The 17637-nt window shown below is 63.1% G+C and carries 19 protein-coding genes; 9 read left to right on the top strand and 10 right to left on the bottom strand.

Going from position 1 to position 17637, the window contains the following annotated elements; all coding sequences use genetic code 11:
- Positions 1 to 89 precede the first annotated feature (89 nt).
- The 4 genes from AC0CH3_RS15155 (at position 90) to AC0CH3_RS15140 (ending at position 4076) form a co-directional block, all read left to right on the top strand.
- Positions 90 to 1193: an aldo/keto reductase gene (locus tag AC0CH3_RS15155; RefSeq protein ID WP_056024510.1), complete on the top strand. Its 1104-nt coding sequence runs from the start codon at positions 90 to 92 to the stop codon at positions 1191 to 1193.
- 131 nt (positions 1194 to 1324) lie between these two features.
- The gene (locus AC0CH3_RS15150; RefSeq protein WP_082446246.1) at positions 1325 to 1522 is read left to right on the top strand and encodes an NAD(P)-binding protein; all 198 of its coding nucleotides are present in this window, start codon (positions 1325 to 1327) and stop codon (positions 1520 to 1522) included.
- Positions 1473 to 1655, top strand: coding sequence for a hypothetical protein (locus tag AC0CH3_RS15145; protein WP_056024507.1), 183 nt, complete (start codon positions 1473 to 1475; stop codon positions 1653 to 1655). Before AC0CH3_RS15150 ends, AC0CH3_RS15145 begins: the two co-directional genes overlap by 50 nt.
- A gap of 249 nt (positions 1656 to 1904) precedes the next feature.
- Positions 1905 to 4076, top strand: a complete 2172-nt coding sequence (locus tag AC0CH3_RS15140) for a TonB-dependent siderophore receptor (protein ID WP_465238033.1) — start codon at positions 1905 to 1907, stop codon at positions 4074 to 4076.
- Positions 4077 to 4387: 311 nt separating this feature from the next.
- On the opposite strand, the gene AC0CH3_RS15135 is transcribed toward AC0CH3_RS15140, so the two are convergent.
- Positions 4388 to 4861, bottom strand: a complete 474-nt coding sequence (locus tag AC0CH3_RS15135) for an Lrp/AsnC family transcriptional regulator (protein ID WP_056024501.1) — start codon at positions 4859 to 4861, stop codon at positions 4388 to 4390.
- A 105-nt stretch (positions 4862 to 4966) separates the two neighbouring features.
- Here AC0CH3_RS15135 and AC0CH3_RS15130 point away from each other — a divergent pair, with 105 nt between their 5' ends.
- A complete protein-coding gene (locus AC0CH3_RS15130; protein WP_056024498.1) occupies positions 4967 to 5857 on the top strand; it encodes an EamA family transporter in 891 nt (296 codons plus the stop codon).
- Positions 5858 to 5955: 98 nt separating this feature from the next.
- Entirely contained in the window at positions 5956 to 6303 is a 348-nt protein-coding gene (locus tag AC0CH3_RS15125; RefSeq protein WP_082446244.1) for a lysozyme inhibitor LprI family protein, read from the top strand.
- Positions 6304 to 6396: 93 nt separating this feature from the next.
- Here AC0CH3_RS15125 and AC0CH3_RS15120 read toward each other — a convergent pair whose 3' ends face one another.
- The 6 genes from AC0CH3_RS15120 to AC0CH3_RS15095 form a co-directional block, all read right to left on the bottom strand.
- Positions 6397 to 6756 carry a DUF3325 domain-containing protein gene (locus tag AC0CH3_RS15120; RefSeq protein ID WP_056024496.1) on the bottom strand — a complete coding sequence of 120 codons (360 nt, stop codon included), beginning with the start codon at positions 6754 to 6756 and terminating at the stop codon, positions 6397 to 6399.
- The gene (locus AC0CH3_RS15115; RefSeq protein ID WP_465238032.1) at positions 6753 to 8348 is read right to left on the bottom strand and encodes a PepSY-associated TM helix domain-containing protein; all 1596 of its coding nucleotides are present in this window, start codon (positions 8346 to 8348) and stop codon (positions 6753 to 6755) included. Before AC0CH3_RS15115 ends, AC0CH3_RS15120 begins: the two co-directional genes overlap by 4 nt.
- The gene (locus tag AC0CH3_RS15110) at positions 8345 to 8659 is read right to left on the bottom strand and encodes a hypothetical protein (RefSeq protein WP_056024489.1); all 315 of its coding nucleotides are present in this window, start codon (positions 8657 to 8659) and stop codon (positions 8345 to 8347) included. The genes AC0CH3_RS15115 and AC0CH3_RS15110 overlap by 4 nt, the downstream gene beginning before the upstream one ends.
- On the bottom strand, positions 8656 to 10812 hold the full coding sequence (locus tag AC0CH3_RS15105) for a TonB-dependent siderophore receptor (RefSeq protein WP_354304289.1): 2157 nt from the start codon (positions 10810 to 10812) through the stop codon (positions 8656 to 8658). The genes AC0CH3_RS15110 and AC0CH3_RS15105 overlap by 4 nt, the downstream gene beginning before the upstream one ends.
- Before the next feature lie 458 nt (positions 10813 to 11270).
- Positions 11271 to 11807, bottom strand: a complete 537-nt coding sequence (locus tag AC0CH3_RS15100) for a J domain-containing protein (protein WP_082446243.1) — start codon at positions 11805 to 11807, stop codon at positions 11271 to 11273.
- Between the two features lie 284 nt (positions 11808 to 12091).
- Complete coding sequence (locus AC0CH3_RS15095) at positions 12092 to 12667, bottom strand: TetR/AcrR family transcriptional regulator (RefSeq protein ID WP_056024484.1); 576 nt, start codon at positions 12665 to 12667, stop codon at positions 12092 to 12094.
- A gap of 117 nt (positions 12668 to 12784) precedes the next feature.
- Between AC0CH3_RS15095 and AC0CH3_RS15090 the strand changes: the two genes are divergently transcribed.
- Together AC0CH3_RS15090 and AC0CH3_RS15085 are read left to right on the top strand one after the other, a co-directional pair.
- Positions 12785 to 13483, top strand: coding sequence for a glutathione S-transferase family protein (locus tag AC0CH3_RS15090; protein ID WP_056024480.1), 699 nt, complete (start codon positions 12785 to 12787; stop codon positions 13481 to 13483).
- Positions 13484 to 13534: 51 nt separating this feature from the next.
- Positions 13535 to 13933: a VOC family protein gene (locus tag AC0CH3_RS15085; RefSeq protein ID WP_056024477.1), complete on the top strand. Its 399-nt coding sequence runs from the start codon at positions 13535 to 13537 to the stop codon at positions 13931 to 13933.
- 550 nt (positions 13934 to 14483) lie between these two features.
- Here AC0CH3_RS15085 and AC0CH3_RS15080 read toward each other — a convergent pair.
- Together AC0CH3_RS15080 and AC0CH3_RS15075 are read right to left on the bottom strand one after the other, a co-directional pair.
- Positions 14484 to 14894: a (R)-mandelonitrile lyase gene (locus AC0CH3_RS15080; protein WP_056024474.1), complete on the bottom strand. Its 411-nt coding sequence runs from the start codon at positions 14892 to 14894 to the stop codon at positions 14484 to 14486.
- 137 nt (positions 14895 to 15031) lie between these two features.
- Positions 15032 to 15778, bottom strand: a complete 747-nt coding sequence (locus tag AC0CH3_RS15075) for an SDR family oxidoreductase (RefSeq protein WP_056024824.1) — start codon at positions 15776 to 15778, stop codon at positions 15032 to 15034.
- A 287-nt stretch (positions 15779 to 16065) separates the two neighbouring features.
- Here AC0CH3_RS15075 and AC0CH3_RS15070 point away from each other — a divergent pair, with 287 nt between their 5' ends.
- Positions 16066 to 17148, top strand: coding sequence for a glycoside hydrolase family 43 protein (locus AC0CH3_RS15070; RefSeq protein WP_354304294.1), 1083 nt, complete (start codon positions 16066 to 16068; stop codon positions 17146 to 17148).
- Here the strand turns inward: AC0CH3_RS15070 and AC0CH3_RS15065 are convergent.
- Entirely contained in the window at positions 17145 to 17630 is a 486-nt protein-coding gene (locus tag AC0CH3_RS15065) for a PaaI family thioesterase (protein ID WP_056024468.1), read from the bottom strand. The two genes, AC0CH3_RS15070 and AC0CH3_RS15065, sit on opposite strands and share 4 nt — an antisense overlap.
- Positions 17631 to 17637: the final 7 nt, after the last annotated feature.

The raw sequence follows: 17637 nt of genomic DNA, 5'->3' as shown, positions 1-17637 counted from the left end.
ACATCCTTCAGCAACCCATGCGCCGCAGACGATCTAATCCTCGGGCGGTCCGGCGTCCATCTGGAGGTGACACAACGCAGGATACCACCATGACCCTCGACACCTATCTCCCGCTTGGCCGCTCCGGCCTTCTCGTCAGCCCGCTGGCGCTCGGCACGATGACCTTCGGTACGCCGCGATGGGGTCTGGACGAGAGCGGCAGCCGTGCGGTGTTCGATCGCTACACTGATCTCGGTGGAAATTTCATCGACACCGCAGACGTTTATGCAGGCGGGCGATCGGAAGAGATGGTCGGCAGTTTCGTCGCCGCACAATCGTCGCGCGATCGGCTGGTGATCGCGACGAAATCGGGGTTTGCGACCGGTCATGGCTATCATGCAGGCGGCAATGGCGCGCGCCACATTCTAGCGTCCGTCGAAGGATCGCTCCGCCGCCTCCGGACGGACTTCATCGACCTGTACTGGGTGCATGTCTGGGACGGCGTCACCCCCGCCGAGGAACTGCTGCGGACGATGACCGCGCTCGTTGCAGCGGGCAAGATCCGCTATTGGGGCATATCCAATACCCCGGCCTGGTACGTCGCCGAACTTGCGACGCTGGCGCGAGTCCAGGGGGATCCGGCGCCGATCGGTCTGCAATATTTCTATTCGCTGGTCGAACGCGGGGTCGAAGCCGAGCATCTGCCGCTCGCGCGATCGGCGGGCATGGGTTTCGTGCCCTGGAGCCCCCTCGCCTATGGCATGCTCACCGGCAAATATGACCGCGCGACCGTCGAGGCGGGTCCGAAGCGCGCGGGCGGCGTCCCCAACCAGGCCGGGCAGGACGACACGGCGCGGCCCGTCGACGACAAGCGTCTCGATGGCGACAATCCGTTCGGCGACACGTTGTTCACCGAGCGCAACTGGCAGATCGTCGACGAACTGAAGCGCATCGCAGCAGAGATTAACGAGACGCCGGCGCGCGTCGCGCTGTCCTGGGTGGTCGGGCAGCCCGGGGTCGCATCAACGCTGCTGGGCGTGAGCCGGGCGGAGCAGGTAACCGACAATGTCGCCGCACTCAGCCTCACCCTGCCACCCGAGCACCGTGCGGCTCTCGATGCGGCGAGCGGTGGCAACCTGCCGTTTCTTTACGGCCTGTTCGCCCCTGCCGTGCGCAATCAAGTCGTCTTCGGCGGCGGAGACGTTCGAAGCTGAAACTTCATCCTCGAGCCGGCAGCCAGAGACTAAAGTCTGCGCCTGGGCCGGCTCCAATCGACGAGCCTGGCGTTTGGGGCCCTTCGGTCAGCTGCAAGTTCAGTCGCTGCACGCCGGCACGGACGGATATCATGCGGATCGGAATCATCGATGCGGGGATGGCAGGCCTGTCCTACGCCCAAGCGCTCCGTCATCAGGACCACAATGCCATTGTGTTCGATAAAAGCCGCGGGCCCGGTGGCCGTATGTCTACCCGTTGCATCGACACGCCGCTGGGTGATGTTGCGTTCGATCAAGGCGCGCAAGGGCTGGACGGCGCGCGCGCCTGACGAGGATTTCGCGGGGGCCGCCGAAGAATGGAACAAGTGGTTCGACGCCGATCCTTCAGCACGGCAAGGCGCCAAGATGCCAGTGCGGATCGCTGGAATGAAAGTGCCGATTGCGATGATCGCTGAAGCCTAACATGACTCGCCGAACTGCTACGCTGCGCTCAGCATTCGCACATTAGACCCAGTTCCGGACATTTAGCACCGATCTGGAGCCTGCTTAAACCAGTCGTCCGTTCATTTCCCCCGCAGGATCGGTCGATCGTCTAGGCACGACTAGGGTTACTCCTGCCCTCGAGTACGCCATGCCGCAATTAATGATAATGACTTTCATTAGTGCTTATTTGATCTCACGAGACCGCAAGACATCTCTGGGGGGATACGAATGACTGCCTTACTCGCCGTTCTCATGGCCACGGCCAATCTTGACGCTTCGCCCGTTACGCTGCCAGATCCCGGGGCCGAGGCCGCGCTTCAGGCCCGCCAAGCCGCGGATGAGATTGTCGTAACTGGCGCACGTACTGAAGGCAGCAGCGACTATACGATCCCCGGGCAAACGACCGCAACGCGGCTCAACCTTACGCTCCGAGAGACGCCGCAGTCGGTCAGCGTTGTCACGCGCGCGCAGATCGAGGATTTCCAGCTTAATGACGTCAATACGTTGCTTGGCACGGTTCCCGGCGTGAACGTGCAAGCTGGCGAGACCGACCGAGTGTATTTCTCCGCACGCGGCTTCGACATCCAGACGTTCCAGGTTGACGGCATCGGCGTTCCGTTCCCGTTCGGCATCCAGACCGGTTCGATCGATACCGCCTTCTACGATCACATCGAGGTCGTCCGCGGTGCCCCCGGCCTGCTCTCGTCGACCGGCAACCCGTCCGCCGTCGTGAACTTCATCCGCAAGCGTCCTACCAAGGATCTGCAGGTGCGCGCGAGCGGGCAATATGGCTCGTTCGACCAGTATCGCGGCGAGGCCGATGTCAGTGTGCCGATCACCAAGGACGGCAGCATCCGGGCGCTTGCAGTCGGGGCGTACCAGGACGGCGACAGCTATCTCGACCGCTATGGTCTTCGTCGCTGGGTCGGCTACGGTATCGTCGAGGCGGACCTTGGTACCAGCACGACGGTCAGCGCGGGCTATGGTCATCAGGACCATAAAAGCCGCGGCGCGATGTGGGGTGCGATCCCGCTCACCTACAGCGACGGGACGCCGTTGAACTTCGCGCGCTCGTCGAACGTCGCGCCCGACTGGTCGAGCTGGAACGTGATTGACCGCCAGATCTTCGGCGACATCACGCACCGGTTCGGCAATGGCTGGGTTGCGCGTGCGAGCGCGATCCGCCGTGCAACCGACGAGAACAACACGCTGTTCTATGTCTACGGCAACCCGCTGCGAAACGACGCCGACGGCATCGGCATAGATCCGGCAACCGGGCTCCAGGTCGGGATCCAGAGCTATCCGGGCAAGTTCCCCGCAACCACGCGCAACCTCACGATGGAGGCGTACATCGCCGGCCCAGTGACGTTCCTGGGGCGTGAGCACGAGATCAACATTGGCGTGAACCGCAGCGCGCAAGACTATGTCCAGCAGTCGAGCTACGACAACAGCACGATCGGGACCTACCTGCCCTATCCCGACCTGTTCGCGGGAAATTTCTCGCTGCCCAATTTTCCCACGACGTTTTCGAGCGACCCTGCGTCGAGCCAGAATACCCACACACGGCGCGAGACTGCCTATGGTCTCATCCGGTTCAATCCCGGCGACGCGGTGAAGGTGATGTTCGGTGGCAACGTGACGCATGCCAAGAGCACGGGCTTTTCCTACGGCGGCAACACCGATTTTGACGCGACGCGGTTCCTGCCGTTCGCCGGCGCTACGGTCGACGTGACGAGCAACCTCAGCCTCTACGGCAGCTACGCGACGATCTTCAATCCGCAGAACCAGCTGCTCGACATCAACAACCGCATCATCGATCCGATCGCGGGCGAGAACCTCGAACTCGGGATCAAGGGCGACTGGTTCGCCGGTCGGCTGAACGCGACGGTCGCGGTATTCAAGACGCGGCAGGACAATACCGCCGAAGCGGCGGGCATCGTGACCGAGAACAACGTCACCCGCACCTATTATGTCGGGATCGATGCGCGGTCGGAAGGCGTGGAGATCGATGTCGGCGGGCAGCTCGCGCCGGGCCTTCAGATGACGGGCGGATATACGGTAATGCGGATCGAGGACCCGGAGGGCAATCCGGTGCGGCGTTATGTCGCGCGCAACACCGGGCGGCTCAATCTCAGCTATACGCTCCCGATGCTGCCCGCCCTCAAGCTGGGCGCCAGCGCGCAGTATCAGAGCCGGATCATCTCGCCGACCGGGCTGGGCCGGCAGGGAAATTATGCGCTACTCGACCTGCTGGCAGCGTACGGCATCACGCCGAACATTTCGGCTGCAGTAAACCTACGCAACGTCACCAACACCAAATACCTGACTGCAACCAATTTCGACGGCGGTTATTATGGCGCACCGCGTTCGGTGCTGGGTACCATCAGCGTGAGATATTGAGGAGCAGGCGTGGGGTGGACGTGCCACGTGGGCCTAGGCTTGAACATCTCACGCATGCAGCGCTACGCAATCAGTGATTCAACCGAGATGAGCACGTGACTGCATCCATCGGCCCAGAGCGCGACTTCAGCGTGTTGCCCTCGTTCATTACTATGCGCCTCGCGGTTGACCCAGAAACGGTCGCTCAGCAGTCTCAGTGCCCCGATCGAAAGCGGCCTCTTGTTCAGCTTGCCGATCAGTCCAGATGGCGAAAAGCTGCACGGCCTTGTGGATGTGACTCCAAGCCCCGGACTGGGTGATCAGCGCGCCGCCTATGCGACGGGAACGGGGCTCGCATCCTTGACCTGGCGGATGACGACCAGCGTCTTGAAGCTGCGCACGCGATCGTCCGCAGCGAACAATTCGCGTACCAGTTCATCGTAGCTCTCCATGTCGCGCGCCAGCATGCGGACGACAAAGTCGTGATCGCCAGTGACGTTCCAGGCCTCGATCACTCCGGGAACGTCCTTCAGCATCCGCACCATCTCGTCGACCGTGCGCGCGTTCTCGCGTTCCATCGTGACCAGCACGAGCATCGACAGCGGCCAACCAAGGGTGCGAGGGTGGACGACCGCCACCTCTCGGTTGATCGCCCCGGTGTCACGCAGGCGCCGTATGCGTCGATAGCAGGCCGGCGCGGACAGCCCGATCTCGTCGGCGAGGACGGGAATAGGTGTCTGCGCGTCGACCTGCAGGCGTTCCAGCAGCTTCCGGTCGAACGCGTCGAGGGCGATAGCCTTGCTCATCGTGAGCCGTGTAGCCGATAAACTTTATCGGTTCAGCGCGAAATCGAACCACGCTGATCGCGCTCGGTGGGTACATTCCTGGCAGTAGCCCCAACGAGAACAGACATGACCCTTGTACTACGCACACCGCATACGTCCTCGACTACCGACTATCCGGCGCTTGGCGCTCTCGTCCTGTCGCTCGTGTCCGTCACCTGTGGCGCGTCGTTCGCCAAGCGCCTGTTCCCGATCGTCGGTGCCGACGGCGCGACCGCGATCCGCCTGATCGTTGGTGCGCTGGTCCTGTCGATCATCCTGCGGCCTTGGCGCCTGCGCCTCGACGCCGGCTGGCGGCCGCTGGTCGGCTACGGCGTCGTGCTCGGGGCGATGAACCTCAGCTTTTACAACGCGCTCACATACATTCCGCTCGGTGTCGCCATCGCGATTGAGTTCACCGGCCCACTCGCGGTCGCCGTTTTCACCTCGCGACGTTGGATCGACTTCGTCTGGATCGGCTTGGCCGTGACCGGCCTGACACTGCTGCTGCCCCTGTGGAGCGGTTCGGCTTCGCTGGACTGGCGCGGGATCATGCTCGCGCTATTCGCCGGTGCGTGCTGGGCTCTGTACATTCTGATCGGCAAGCGCGCGAGCGAGGCGCACGGCCCGGCCGCGGCCGCTGGTGGCATGATCGTCGCAGCTCTGGTCGCGGCACCGGTCGGTATCGCGGAAGCCGGTACCGCTTTGCTTCGTCCGGAGGTGCTCGCCCTGGGGCTTGTCGTCGGCATCCTGTCGAGCGCCATCCCCTATGGCATGGAGATGATCGCGCTCCGGCGGCTGCCGTCGAATACGTTCGGCACGCTGATGAGCGCCGAACCAGCGGTTGGTGCGCTGATGGGCCTGGCGCTGCTCGGCGAGGTGCTGAGCACCGGACAGTGGCTGGCGATCGGGCTGATCGTATGCTCCTCAATCGGCGCGGCGATGACCGCTCGTCGCGGCACCGTTCCGCTCCAAATCTGACCAGCGTTGCTGGCGGGCATCGGCTGACGCGACAGGACGACCGCTAACGTCGCAACCGAAGGCGGTGCCCGACGTTCATCGGACAACGGAGATCACCGATGCTCGTCCTCGTATTTGCCCTCGCCGCCTCCAGCCCGCTCGATCGCTGCCTAAACGCAGGTGAGGCGGCAAAGGGCGTAACATCCGCGATGTCGGCCTGTTTCGTCGCAGACTACAAACGGGCAGATGCTCAACTGAACGCGACGTATACCAGGACGATGAGGCGTCTACCTGCTGCCCGTCGGGTTACCCTCAGAACGTCGCAACCAGCGTGGATCCGGGAGCGTGATGTGGCCTGTCCGCTTGACGATCGCGACGGTGCCGGCACGATTGAGACGTTGAACCATCCTGCCTGTTTGACGAAGCAGACCACCCGCCGGATCGGTTGGCTAATGCACTATCGCTGACATCGTCGACGCTCGCCCGATGGCTAGCTCCGACGACCCACGAGCCGACATTCGTAGGCTCTTGTCGGCTACCCAATATCGGCCAATCATTCATCAGATCGATGCGCCGCACCTGCAGGCCAATCCGTTACACAGGCGGCTGGAAGCGCTCACCGATGGGCTAGGGATTTCCGGATCGCGCATCGCACGAGCTGGAACGAAGTTGAGCGCGAGGAAGGCGATCCCGGCGCCGGCCATGATCGCGCCTGCCCATAGGATCGGCCCGAAGATCCATCCTCGGGCAAGAAGCGCGGGCGCGACGCTTACAACCAGCGAAAGCCAGCCGCCGGTCCGCAACATTTTACACCGCGCTGCCTGCGGACATGCCCCGAACCGACGGCGATGATGCGCCTCGGTCGCCAGGCCAAGCAGGAAGAACGCGGCGGTGGCGAGCAGGAGTGACAGGATGCTCATTCGGCGGGCTCCGGAACCCTGGAGGCGGTGGCGGTTCTAGCCCTGCGAACGCGCTTTGCAACGGGGCGATGGTGCGCGACGCGGCGGGCAAGTAGCAGAAACGCTATTCCAAAGACCGAGATCGCCGCATCGATGCTGGCGATCATCATGTCGCCTATCGCCAGCGACGCGAACAGCCCGCGATCGGTCGCGACGACGTCGTACACCGGCAACGCGACGAGCAGCACGCCGGTCAACGCGAACAGCGCCGGCCACACACGCGCCGGCCTGACGACGAACGCCGTCACCGCGACGATTGCCCAGGCGATGAGCAATACGTTGATCTCCCAGTCCGCACGCTCGCCAAGTGTTACCGGCAGCAGGCGGTTGGCCCAGAAGAAGCACGCGATCCCGAGCGGGAAGCCGCCGATCACCGCGACGTTGAGCCGCTCGACGAGGCGGAACCCGAAATGCGGCCGGGTCGGGTCGGGCAGGCGCTCGCGACGCTTGACCGTCCACAGCACGAGACCGCTCGCGACCATCAGCGTGCCGGCGATCCCGCACAGGAAATACAGCCAGCGGCCGCCGTTGCCTGCGAACCGTCCGGCGTGGAGCCCGACCATCGCGCCCGCGGTCTCGGCGGCGGCGCCGGGTGGCGGCGAACGCCAGACGAGACGCCCGGTCACGCCGTCATAGGTCAGTCGCGGCGTCCGCGACGACAGCATCGAATGGGCGCTCTGGCTGATCGTGATCCGTGCGGCGGCGTCGCCGGGATCGCTGACCTTGATGAAACTGGCGGGCGCACCGAGCCGGCGTTCGGCGTCGGTGGCGATCCGTCGCAGGTCGATCAACGGCGCGGGACGGCCGGTCCGCTCGACCACATTGGCGGTCGGGAACAGCGCGGCGAACACGGTATTCTGATCGGTATAATTGGCGACGACCGCCCATGGCATCAGCAGCGTCATCAACGTGACCAGCCCGGTATAGGTGATCATCAGGTGGAACGGCAGCGCCAGCACCGCGGTCGCGTTATGCCCGTCGAGCCAGGAGCGCTGGCCCTTGGCACGGCGCAACGTGAAGAAATCCTTGAAGATCTTCTTGTGCGTGACGATCCCGCTGACGATCGCGACCAGCATCATCATCGTCGCGAACCCGACCAGCCACCGCGCCCAGATCACCGGCATGTAATGGAGATCGAAGTGGAAGCGGTAAAAGAAATCCCCGCCCCGCGTCTCGCGCGCCTGCGCGACCTGTCCGTCGGCGCCGATCAGCGCCTGCGTGTCGCCGCGCCCTCGCCTGCCCCGCCTGCCATGCTCTTCGCCGGGCTTCGGCTGCGGCACCCAGAAGACCTGCGCACCGGGCGATCGTTCCGTCGCTACCGGGATGATCCAGCTCTTCGCATCGGGCGCTTTGCGAGCAAGGAACGCTTGCGACCCTGCCAGCACGCGCATCGGCTGTTCGACGCGCGCGATCTCGGGCCGCATCCAGCGGTTGAGCCCCTCGCGCCAGAACGCGATCGTGCCTGCGACGAACACGAGGAACAGGATCCAGCCGAGCAGCAGCCCGGACCACGTATGCAGGAACGCCTGCGACTGTCGAAAGCCCTTTCTCATAGCCGCCCCGTCGCGTCGATCGAGACCCATGCGATCGCCGCGGCGATCCCGGCGGCGATGGCCAGCGTCCAGATCGCCCGCCAGCCGCTACGCGCCGCGAACGCCCACATCGCCGCGAGCGCGCACACGGCGAGCGCGATCAGCGAGGCGGTGACGCTCGCCTCGGCACGATCACCGGGCAGCAGCCGCGCGATCGCCATCGCCCAGAGGCTCGCGGTCGCATAGCCGAGTGGCACCGCGGCAACGACGCGCAGCGCGATGTCGCCACGTCGCGCCCAGCGTACACGGGCATGCGCGTCGCTCGCCGTCATTCGAATGTATACCGAAGCGTCGCGAACGCGGTGCGCGGGCTGCCATAGTAATTGCCGCGACCGGTGGCGGCGATGCGCGCGTAATAGCTCTTGTCGAGTACGTTCGCGACGTTGACCGAGACGCCCACCCGGTCGTTGAACTTGTAGCCCGCACGCAGGTCGAGCACCGCATAGCTGGGCTGGCGTACGATGGTGGACCGGGTCCGCAGCGTGCCGTCGGCGTTGAATACCGCTGCGTTGCCGCCGAAGGTCGAGCTGAACCACGTCACGCTACCGCCGAGGCTTGCGCCGGCCAGCGGCCCGTCGACCGGCGCGTAATTGGTGAACGCCTTGATCATATGCTTAGGCACGATCGGCACCAGTGGCAGCCCCTCGAACGCGGTGGTCTGGTCCTCCAGATACTTGGTCTTGGTGTAGATGTAGCCGCCATTGATCCGCCAGCCGGGCAGGATCTCGCCGGTCGCCTCGGCCTCGATACCGCGCGAGCGGACCTTGCCGGTCTGCAGCACGACGGTCTGGATGTCGGGATCGTTGAACAACCGGTTGGTCTGCGTGATCTGATACGCCGCCGCCGACAGCAGCAGGCGATCGTTCATCAGCGAGAGCTTCGTCCCCGCCTCATATTGCGCACCGACCAGCGGCTCGATCTGCTGCCCGTCGGGACGTGCCCGGCCGACCGGTGCCGCCTGCGGCGTGAAGCTGTCAGCATAGCTCGCATAGAGATTGAGCTGCGACGTTACGTCCCAGACAATACCCGCATAGGGCGTGAAGCGGTTGTCGATCCCGTAGCGGGTCGACGGCGGCAAGACACCGCTTGGTGTCAGCAACGTGGTCGTCGTGGTATCCCACCACGTCACGCGGCCGCCACCGATCAGCGTCAGGCCGGCAAGCAGGCTCAGCCGCATCTGCCCGTAGATGCCGTATTGCTCGACGTCGGTCGAAGAACCGCCATAGACCTGCAGCGCGCAATTGGCGGGCGCGGGCGTGATCGCGGTGCTGGAATTGGGACAGGTCGCCCCCGTCCCCTGCACCGGATAATAGGGCGACGCGCCATACGGGTTCAGCGGCGGCTCGAACGGCGAGACCGGATTATACACGTCGATCCGCGCATAATTGGACAGCCGGGTGAAATAGGACGTGCCCGAACTCGCCTGGTAATCGGTGCCGAGGATCAGCGTCTGGTCGCGCCCGAACAGCGGGAAGCTGCCGATGCCGTTGAAGTCGAACGAGCGCGTCTGCTGCTTGCTGTCGCCGCGATAAGCGATGTGGCTGGTCGAGCCGTTGGTCGCGGTGACCGGCTGGTTGCCGATATAGCTGTAGATGTCGACGCGATCGACGTCGGTGAACAGCCCGGTCGCGCGCAACGTCCAGCGGTCGCTGATCTTGTGCGCCAGTTCGGCGAACCCGGTCCAGGTCTCGGCGTTGAACCGGTTCCAGTCGGCGCCGAGATAGGTCGACCGCTTCACGTCCAGCAACTTGCCGTCGCTGCCGTCCGCGCCGCCGATGATGCCGGGCAGTCCCGACTGCACCGCCGGACGGAAGCGGTCGTAATAGCCGCCGACCGTCAGCGTGGTGCGCTCGCCGATCTCGAGCGAACCGACCGCGAACCCGCCGATGCGGTTGCGGTGGGCGGTGACGAAGAACTGGTCCTGGTCCTGCGCCATCGCGCCGACGCGCAACCCCGCCTTCGATCCGATCGGCGTCGAGACGTCGAGTTCGAAGCGTAGATTGTCGTAGCTGCCGGCGCCGGCGCTCGCCTGCATCCTGAACGCGTCGAGCGGCCGCTTGCGCACCATGTTGATGCTGCCCGCCGGATTGCCCGATCCGCTGAACAGACCTGCCGGGCCGCGCAACACTTCCAGCCGATCGTAGAAGAATAGGTCCGGCACGGCGGACGGGAAGTTGAACGCAAAGCTCGGGACGCCGTCCATCAGGTAATTGGTGATCGCGAACCCGCGCGAGAAGAACGACGGGTCCTCGCTGCCGACGCCATTGACGGTGATGCCATTGGTCGCGGTCAGAGCGTCTTCCAGCGTGAACAGGTTCTGCGCCTCGATCTGATCGCGATCGATCACGGTAATGGTGTTCGGCGTGTCCTTGAGCGGCGTCAGGGTCTTTCCGACCGCACGACCATAGCTTTTGCCGATGACCATGATCTCGTCGGACTTCTCCGCATCGTCCGATCCGGTGGACGTTTCTACGGTCCTTGGCTCCTCAGCCGGAGCTGGCAAAGGTGCCCCGACAGACGCTGCGCTCGCCAGCAATATACTCGAAAAACTCATACTGAACCCCCGTTATCGGAAGGCCTCTATGTCATGTGCTGTTGCGAGTCACTAGCAATATAACAGCTTTGTCATGATCGTTGAGACGGGCGCGCGCAGGCGCACGTTTAACCTATTGGGATTCGCAAAAAATATTATGTCGTACGAGGCTTATGGTTCGCCGGCCGCGCCTGTTAATTTTCAGCGCGCGATGGAAAGCAATTCGACCCATAATCAGACGTCCCCGCCCCCTTCCCAGCTCCCCAACTTCGGCCGCTCGTTCATCTCCGCGTTACGACGGCTTTTGGCGCCTGACCCTGCGAACTTGAATGTCCCGACCGGGCGTTAGTTTAAGAAGCAGGCTGTCCAAGTCCGAGTTTTGTGCCCGATGAGCTGCGGACGTCTTTTGCGGAGGGCTCACGCATGGGATTAGCGGCGACGCTACGTCGAGCCGTAGGTGCCAATCCGGATTCCTCATTCCACAGAACCAGGATTGTAGCGATCGGTGCGGCGGTGAGGATCAGCAGGAAAAGGCCCATCAGCCATTCGTTGGGCTGTAGCGGCTGCGAGAAGCTACCGCCGGGCTGCATCGACGGGCTAGGTCGCATCGGGCGCCTGCCGGCTTTCCTGGGGTGAAACGGGCGGTCCTCGGTCGCTCGGTGGGCAGACGGCCTGATCTGCGACCGATCATAGGCGGCACGTGCTTCCTTCTTTCCCAAAACGGAATACGCCTCGTTGATCTCTTTCGCACGAGCAGAGACATCCACACCATGGTTGGCATCGGGGTGATATTGACGGAGCAGCGCTTTCCACGCGGCGTGGATAGTGTCGCGACTTGCCGTCGAGGGAACACCTAGAACTGAATAATAGTCGGGTGGGAGAGCCATTTAACCGTTACTTGCGGCTAAAACGCGAGAAAGGAAAGTCCGCCTAGCGCGTGATCTTAACCGGGCCTTCTCGGTGAGGCAAAGGGCGGCTTTAGGCGCTAACAGTCAGATGGCTACCATTCCCATCCACAACTCCGTGCTTTTGACGACACCACGCCGCCCCGCCCCGCCCCCGGCGCTGACCCAGAAACGGTCATTAAGCCCTCACCCCGCCAGTCCCCATACCGGTCATTGGTTCATGTCTGTCGAGCGTGCAGCTACGCGAATTCGGACACCACAAGGAGCTAGCTGGGAAGCGGCCCGGCCGCGCGGTAGCTTTCGACCAGGGCATCGAATACGGCGATGTCGGATCTGCTGCGGGCAATGATCTGTGCGCCGGCAACTGCCGCGTAGATTGCGCGCGCTCTTGCCTCGACGCTTTCCGGCGATCCAATCGCTGCGGCGGCAAGCTGTTTACTGAGCCACGCCACGTTGACGTCGGCGAAAGCCTGTACCTGTTTGAGAACCGGCTCAGGCAGCTCGTCACGCTCGGCCGCCATGAAGCTGCTGAGGCACATCCGATTGTTACGCTCCAGAGACGCCCGGAAGATGCTCGGGTATCGTCGTAACGCGTCCCTCGCGTCCTTCGCGTCGGTGGATATCGCCTCGAGATCGCGGGCGATATCCACTTGGTAGCGACGGGCCACCGCCTCACCGAGCAACGCCTTGTTGGCGAAATAATAGTTGATGCTGGCCGCCTTGATGCCGACCGTTGCGGCAAGGTCGCGGAAGTTGATGCCGCCGTAGCCGCGCGTCATCGCCGCCTCGCGTGCGGCCAGCAGGATCGCCTCCCGCGTATTCTCCTTCGTCGTTGCCGCCATCGTCACGCCTCCACCTGTCATATGCCAGACAGGGATTGACGAGGCAAGTTTTACGCCGCAGATACATACCTGTCATCTGACAGGCAGGTGATATGATCGATGAAAGCGAGACCTCCCATGGCCGATACGCTGGCGCTCTTCACCTCCCCTTCTGCTTTCCCTAATCCACAGCGGCTGCGCATTTTCATGCACGAGAAGGGCATCGCCGACCGGTTTGCCGAAACTGTGTACGACATGTCGCCTGTGGGTGAACAGCGCGGGTGGCGACACCTGAAGATGAACCCGTGGGGCGAAACGCCGACGCTGGTGCTGGCGGACGGGTCGTTCCTGAGCGAGACGTCGGCTATCGCGCGCTACCTCGACGACAGCTTCGAAGGCCGCAAGGTCATGGGCGAGACGCCGATCGAGCGCGGCCTCGACCAGATGTGGGACAACCGGGTCTGGGTCCACATCCTCTATCCGATCGTCACCGCCTTCCACGTCCTGCACCAGGGCCTCGGGCCCAAGTTGGAACTGACGCACAACGCCGCATGGGGTGAGCATTCGCGCAAAGTGGCGCTTGCGCATGCAGCACTGGTCGACCGGCATTTTGCCGACGGGCGGACGTGGCTGCTCGGCGGAGACAAACCGACCTTCTCGGACATCACGCTAGCCACCGCGATCGCGTTTTCCAAATACCCGGTGAACGCCACCCCGCTGGACGAGCGTTTTGAGCATATCGACGCGTTCTGGCGGCGGTGGCAGACCCGGCCGGCCTTCATGGCTGCCTACGCCGACGGGCAGAGCGGTGTTTCGGAACTGGATGACCGCTCGTAGCGTCCTCATCACCCGTATCTATTGAATAACGCCTTGAGCAGGAGAACAAGCATGCTGTTTCATACTATGGTCGGATCAAACGACATCGAACGATCGAAGCGATTCTACGATACGGTGCTTGGCACACTCGGTGTAGGTGAACCGATGCGGAATATCGCCGATAGCGGCCACACCCGGCTCATCTACAATAATGGCAACGGAACGAACTTCATCGTTAGCCAGCCAATCAACGATGAACCTGCGACCGTCGCGAACGGCAGTACCGTCGCCTTTTCATGCAACTCACCTGAGCAAGTAAAGCAGCTTCACGATGCCGCAGTTGCCAATGGGGGCACCTCGATCGAGGCCCCGCCTGGCCCACGCGAGACTGCGTCGATGGGGACGATCGAGCTCGCCTATTTTCGCGACCCCGATGGCAATAAGCTTTGTGGGATCCATTTCCCCAAGTGATATTGGCGCCGCATGTCAACTTTAAGGTGCCGCCCGTCGTAGCGTGGACGGGCGGCAGGCTCGTCACGAAGGACGGGCGGTAGACGGTACCGCTTTGAAGACCCATAGCCGGTCATTCGCGGTTCGTTTTCGGCTTCCCAACTTCAGACATTTGTTCATCGAAATATTTGTGGTCGGCTTCCGGGCTGCCGACGCGGGAGCGAACTTATAAGACGCGATCGCTCGCCATCGACCGCGTGCCAAGCCTCAGTTTAGGATGGCGCCGCTGTTCGCCCGCGTGAAGGCTTCGTCCGGATCAGGCGTCGCGCCTCTGTCCTGAGGGCGATCGCCGTATCCCGGTCGCTTGGCGAGATCGTTCCCATCGACCCGAAATATCGACCTTGTAGACCGGTTCGCTCCAGTCGTTCGCACGACCTCGTCAAACGCGATCGATACTGCGTCATCGCCATAGCCGAGGATGCCGGTCACCCTCTCCGTGATCGCGTCAGCAAGCCGGCTTCTGATCGTCCGACTTGCCCGGCCATAGCTTGACGATGACGTGCGGTACCACTCAGCCCTTCGCCAACGGCGCGAGATATTGCTCGTCGCTCACCTTTTCCATCCAGGTTACGGGTGTGCCATTCACAGATTCCTGGATGGCGATGTGAGTCATGGCGTCATGCGCGGTCGCGCCATGCCAGTGCTTGTGTTCAGGGGGGCACCAGAGCTGGTCGCCCGCATGGAATTCGAGCTTCGGTCCGCCCTCGACCTGCGTCCAGCCGACACCTTCGGTGACGATGAGCGTCTGCCCGGCCGGGTGGGTATGCCAGGCGGTGCGTGCGCCCGGCTCGAAATGGACCACGGCACCGCCGACGCGCGACGGCTCGGGCCGCTGGAATTGTCCGGTGATCGTGACCTTGCCGGTGAAATACGCGTCGGGGCCGGGGACCGTCTTCAGGTCTGCCTTGCGGGATATATCCATCTTGCTCTTTCCTTGCTGTGCGTGTGCGACGCCGTTGGACGCCAGGAGAATTGCCGAAATTGTCAGAACTCTGATCATCATCGTCCTCGATAAACAGTGCGCAACGCTGCGGTGGCCCTCTGCTGTGAAGCCAAAAATCATAATTGCTGCGCAGTCGGGCGGAAGATGATCTCGTTGACGTCGACATCATCGGGCTGACTGATCGCAAACGCCACCATCCTGGCAAAGCTGTCGGCTGAGATACCGACCTTGCCGACATAATCGCTGTTTGCGGAGCGGACGCCCTCGTCCGAGATCTGCTCGAGCAACTCGGTCTTCACCGCGCCGGGGCACAGGATAGTGGTCCGGATGTTGTAGTCCTTCACTTCCTGACGGAAGCCTTCGCAGATGGCGCGGACCGCGAACTTCGTGCCGGAATAGACCGCCGATGCTGGGAAGACGACGTGGCCGGCAACGGAAGAGGTCGTGATCACCTGGCCCGATTTCTGCGCCTTCATATGCGGCAGCGCGGCCGCGATTCCGTACAGCACGCCCTTGATGTTGACGTCGACCATGCGGTCCCATTCATCCACCTTGAGGCTTTCCAAAGCCGACAGGGGCATAATCCCGGCATTGTTGATGAGGACGTCGATCCCGCCAAAGCGCTGTACGGCGGTGTCGACGAGGTTGGCGACCGCTGCACGGTCGGTAACGTCGGTCTGCACAGCCAGAGCCTGTCCGCCCGCCGCCACGATCTCTGCGACGAGCGTTTCGAGGCGACCTGTACGGCGCGCGCCGAGCACGACCGTCGCGCCGCACGCCGCCAGATGCCGTGCCGCCGCCTCGCCGAGGCCGCTCGAGGCGCCGGTAATCACGACGACCTTATCTTTGATACGGTCAGTCATTTCACTGCCCTCCATTTCAGCAATTGATCGGGGCGGCGATACGCCGACCTCGGTGTGCTTACGTTGCAGACGGAATATGGGACACGCGGCAGGCTAAATTACCCGCTATCTGGTTGATGCTTCGATGAACAGATTTCATCAATCCGAACCATCAGCATCCAACGCGACTCCGCGATCGATTGGTCGACAAATCCGGGAGATTGTCTGGATGACACGCTGGTCATTCGCGTTAAATACGGCGAATACCGTTTCAAAGCACACCCGTCCAAACTGCAACGGACCCAGTAATGCCTTTGATCGATCGACGAATGCTGTTGGCGGGACTCGCCGTTGGCGCTGCCACTTCGAGGACTGCGTGGGCAGCCAATCCCGTTCTGCCGGGCTGGTACGCCGATCCGGAGATCCGCATTTTCGGCGATCGATACTGGATCTATCCGACCTATTCCGCCGACGGGCCCGTCCCCGCCCCGCCCAGCCGGTTCACCCGTTGGCAAACCCATGAACGCGCCTCGCCGACGATATGGAGCCCGTTTCTGCGACAGACGTTTCTCGACGCGTTCTCCTCGCCAGACCTGGTATCCTGGACCCGCCATCCGCGCGTCCTCGACGTCAAGGACGTCGACTGGGCGGCCTATGCGGTGTGGGCCCCTTCGGCGATCGAGCAGGATGGCCGCTATTTCCTGTTCTTCGGCGCGAACGACATCAAGACCGACCGACAGCGCGGCGGAATCGGCGTGGCGGTCAGCGACCGCCCGGAAGGCCCGTTCCGCGACGCGATCGGCAAACCCCTGATCGGCAGCATCGTCAACGGCGCGCAGCCGATCGACCAGATGGTGTTGCGCGACGACGATGGAACCTGCTACCTGTATTATGGCGGCTGGAAACACTGCAACGTTGTGAAGCTGTCGCGAGACCTCACCAGCCTCACCCCGTTCGCGGACGGCGAGACGTACAAGGCGATCACCCCCTCCGCCGACTATGTCGAGGGACCGTTCATGCTGAAGCGGCGCGGAATCTATTACCTGATGTGGTCGGAAGGCGAGTGGACGGGACCGCTGTACAGCGTCGCCTACGCTACGGCTTCCAACCCTCTCGGACCGTTCACACCGCGCGGCAAGATTCTCGAGCAGGACGCGCGCGTCGCTCGCGGCGCGGGGCATCATTCCGCTGTCTGCATCCCTGGAACGGATGATTGGTATATCGTCTATCACCGACGTCCCCTGGGTGAGACGAACGGCAATCATCGTCAGGTCGCGATCGAGCGGATGCATTTCCGTAAAGACGGCAGCATAGCGCCGGTCGTTCTGACCCAGGGCGGCGTGACGGCCCGACGCCTGCCGGTGGCGACTAAAGCGAGGCCAGGCTCTTAGGAGGCGCCATCAGCCGGATTTGCTACCGCTTTTCGTGGTCGAAGTTCGAAGACGAGCAGCGTCGACGTCGCCGTCGCGCAGAGCTGCCCCTTCTCGTTGACCAGGGTCGCCTCCGAAAATGCGGCGCGACCGCCCATCGACACAAGGCGTCCGACCGCCCGGATCTTCCCGCTGGAATCGTTCAGCGGGCGTAGAAACGACACCTTCAACTCCAGCGTCGTATAGCCGAAGCCCGGTTTCAACCCGGTGTGCGCAGCGATGCCGCAGGCACTGTCGAGGATTGCCGAGATATACCCGCCGTGCACCGTTCCCATCGGATTGTAGGACGTGCCGTCCGGCGTGGCTTCGAAGACGGCATGCCCGTATTCGACCTCGACCAGCGAGATGCCGAGCTTTTCCCCGAGCGGAGGCTGCCGCCCGGTCGCCAGCATCGCGCGAACCTGGGCAAGCCCGTCAGGAGTGATCGGAAGGTCAGTCGTCATGGGTCGA

The organism is Sphingomonas sp. AC449 (genome assembly GCF_979253475.1).
Note: the sequence above shows the minus strand (reverse complement) of the source record. Positions and strands in the feature narration are given on the sequence as shown.

Excerpts from the sequence above, each read along its gene's own strand:
- AC0CH3_RS15065 (WP_056024468.1), bottom strand. The coding sequence starts at position 17,630 with ATGACGACTGACCTTCCGATCACTCCTGACGGGCTTGCCCAGGTTCGC.
- AC0CH3_RS15115 (WP_465238032.1), bottom strand. The coding sequence starts at position 8,348 with ATGAGAAAGGGCTTTCGACAGTCGCAGGCGTTCCTGCATACGTGGTCC.
- AC0CH3_RS15155 (WP_056024510.1), top strand. The coding sequence starts at position 90 with ATGACCCTCGACACCTATCTCCCGCTTGGCCGCTCCGGCCTTCTCGTC.
- AC0CH3_RS15145 (WP_056024507.1), top strand. The coding sequence starts at position 1,473 with ATGTTGCGTTCGATCAAGGCGCGCAAGGGCTGGACGGCGCGCGCGCCT.
- AC0CH3_RS15120 (WP_056024496.1), bottom strand. The coding sequence starts at position 6,756 with ATGAGCATCCTGTCACTCCTGCTCGCCACCGCCGCGTTCTTCCTGCTT.
- AC0CH3_RS15150 (WP_082446246.1), top strand. The coding sequence starts at position 1,325 with ATGCGGATCGGAATCATCGATGCGGGGATGGCAGGCCTGTCCTACGCC.
- AC0CH3_RS15130 (WP_056024498.1), top strand. The coding sequence starts at position 4,967 with ATGACCCTTGTACTACGCACACCGCATACGTCCTCGACTACCGACTAT.
- AC0CH3_RS15075 (WP_056024824.1), bottom strand. The coding sequence starts at position 15,778 with ATGACTGACCGTATCAAAGATAAGGTCGTCGTGATTACCGGCGCCTCG.
- AC0CH3_RS15125 (WP_082446244.1), top strand. The coding sequence starts at position 5,956 with ATGCTCGTCCTCGTATTTGCCCTCGCCGCCTCCAGCCCGCTCGATCGC.
- AC0CH3_RS15135 (WP_056024501.1), bottom strand. The coding sequence starts at position 4,861 with ATGAGCAAGGCTATCGCCCTCGACGCGTTCGACCGGAAGCTGCTGGAA.
- AC0CH3_RS15085 (WP_056024477.1), top strand. The coding sequence starts at position 13,535 with ATGCTGTTTCATACTATGGTCGGATCAAACGACATCGAACGATCGAAG.
- AC0CH3_RS15140 (WP_465238033.1), top strand. The coding sequence starts at position 1,905 with ATGACTGCCTTACTCGCCGTTCTCATGGCCACGGCCAATCTTGACGCT.
- AC0CH3_RS15090 (WP_056024480.1), top strand. The coding sequence starts at position 12,785 with ATGGCCGATACGCTGGCGCTCTTCACCTCCCCTTCTGCTTTCCCTAAT.
- AC0CH3_RS15080 (WP_056024474.1), bottom strand. The coding sequence starts at position 14,894 with ATGGATATATCCCGCAAGGCAGACCTGAAGACGGTCCCCGGCCCCGAC.
- AC0CH3_RS15105 (WP_354304289.1), bottom strand. The coding sequence starts at position 10,812 with ATGGTCATCGGCAAAAGCTATGGTCGTGCGGTCGGAAAGACCCTGACG.
- AC0CH3_RS15095 (WP_056024484.1), bottom strand. The coding sequence starts at position 12,667 with ATGGCGGCAACGACGAAGGAGAATACGCGGGAGGCGATCCTGCTGGCC.
- AC0CH3_RS15110 (WP_056024489.1), bottom strand. The coding sequence starts at position 8,659 with ATGACGGCGAGCGACGCGCATGCCCGTGTACGCTGGGCGCGACGTGGC.
- AC0CH3_RS15070 (WP_354304294.1), top strand. The coding sequence starts at position 16,066 with ATGCCTTTGATCGATCGACGAATGCTGTTGGCGGGACTCGCCGTTGGC.
- AC0CH3_RS15100 (WP_082446243.1), bottom strand. The coding sequence starts at position 11,807 with ATGGCTCTCCCACCCGACTATTATTCAGTTCTAGGTGTTCCCTCGACG.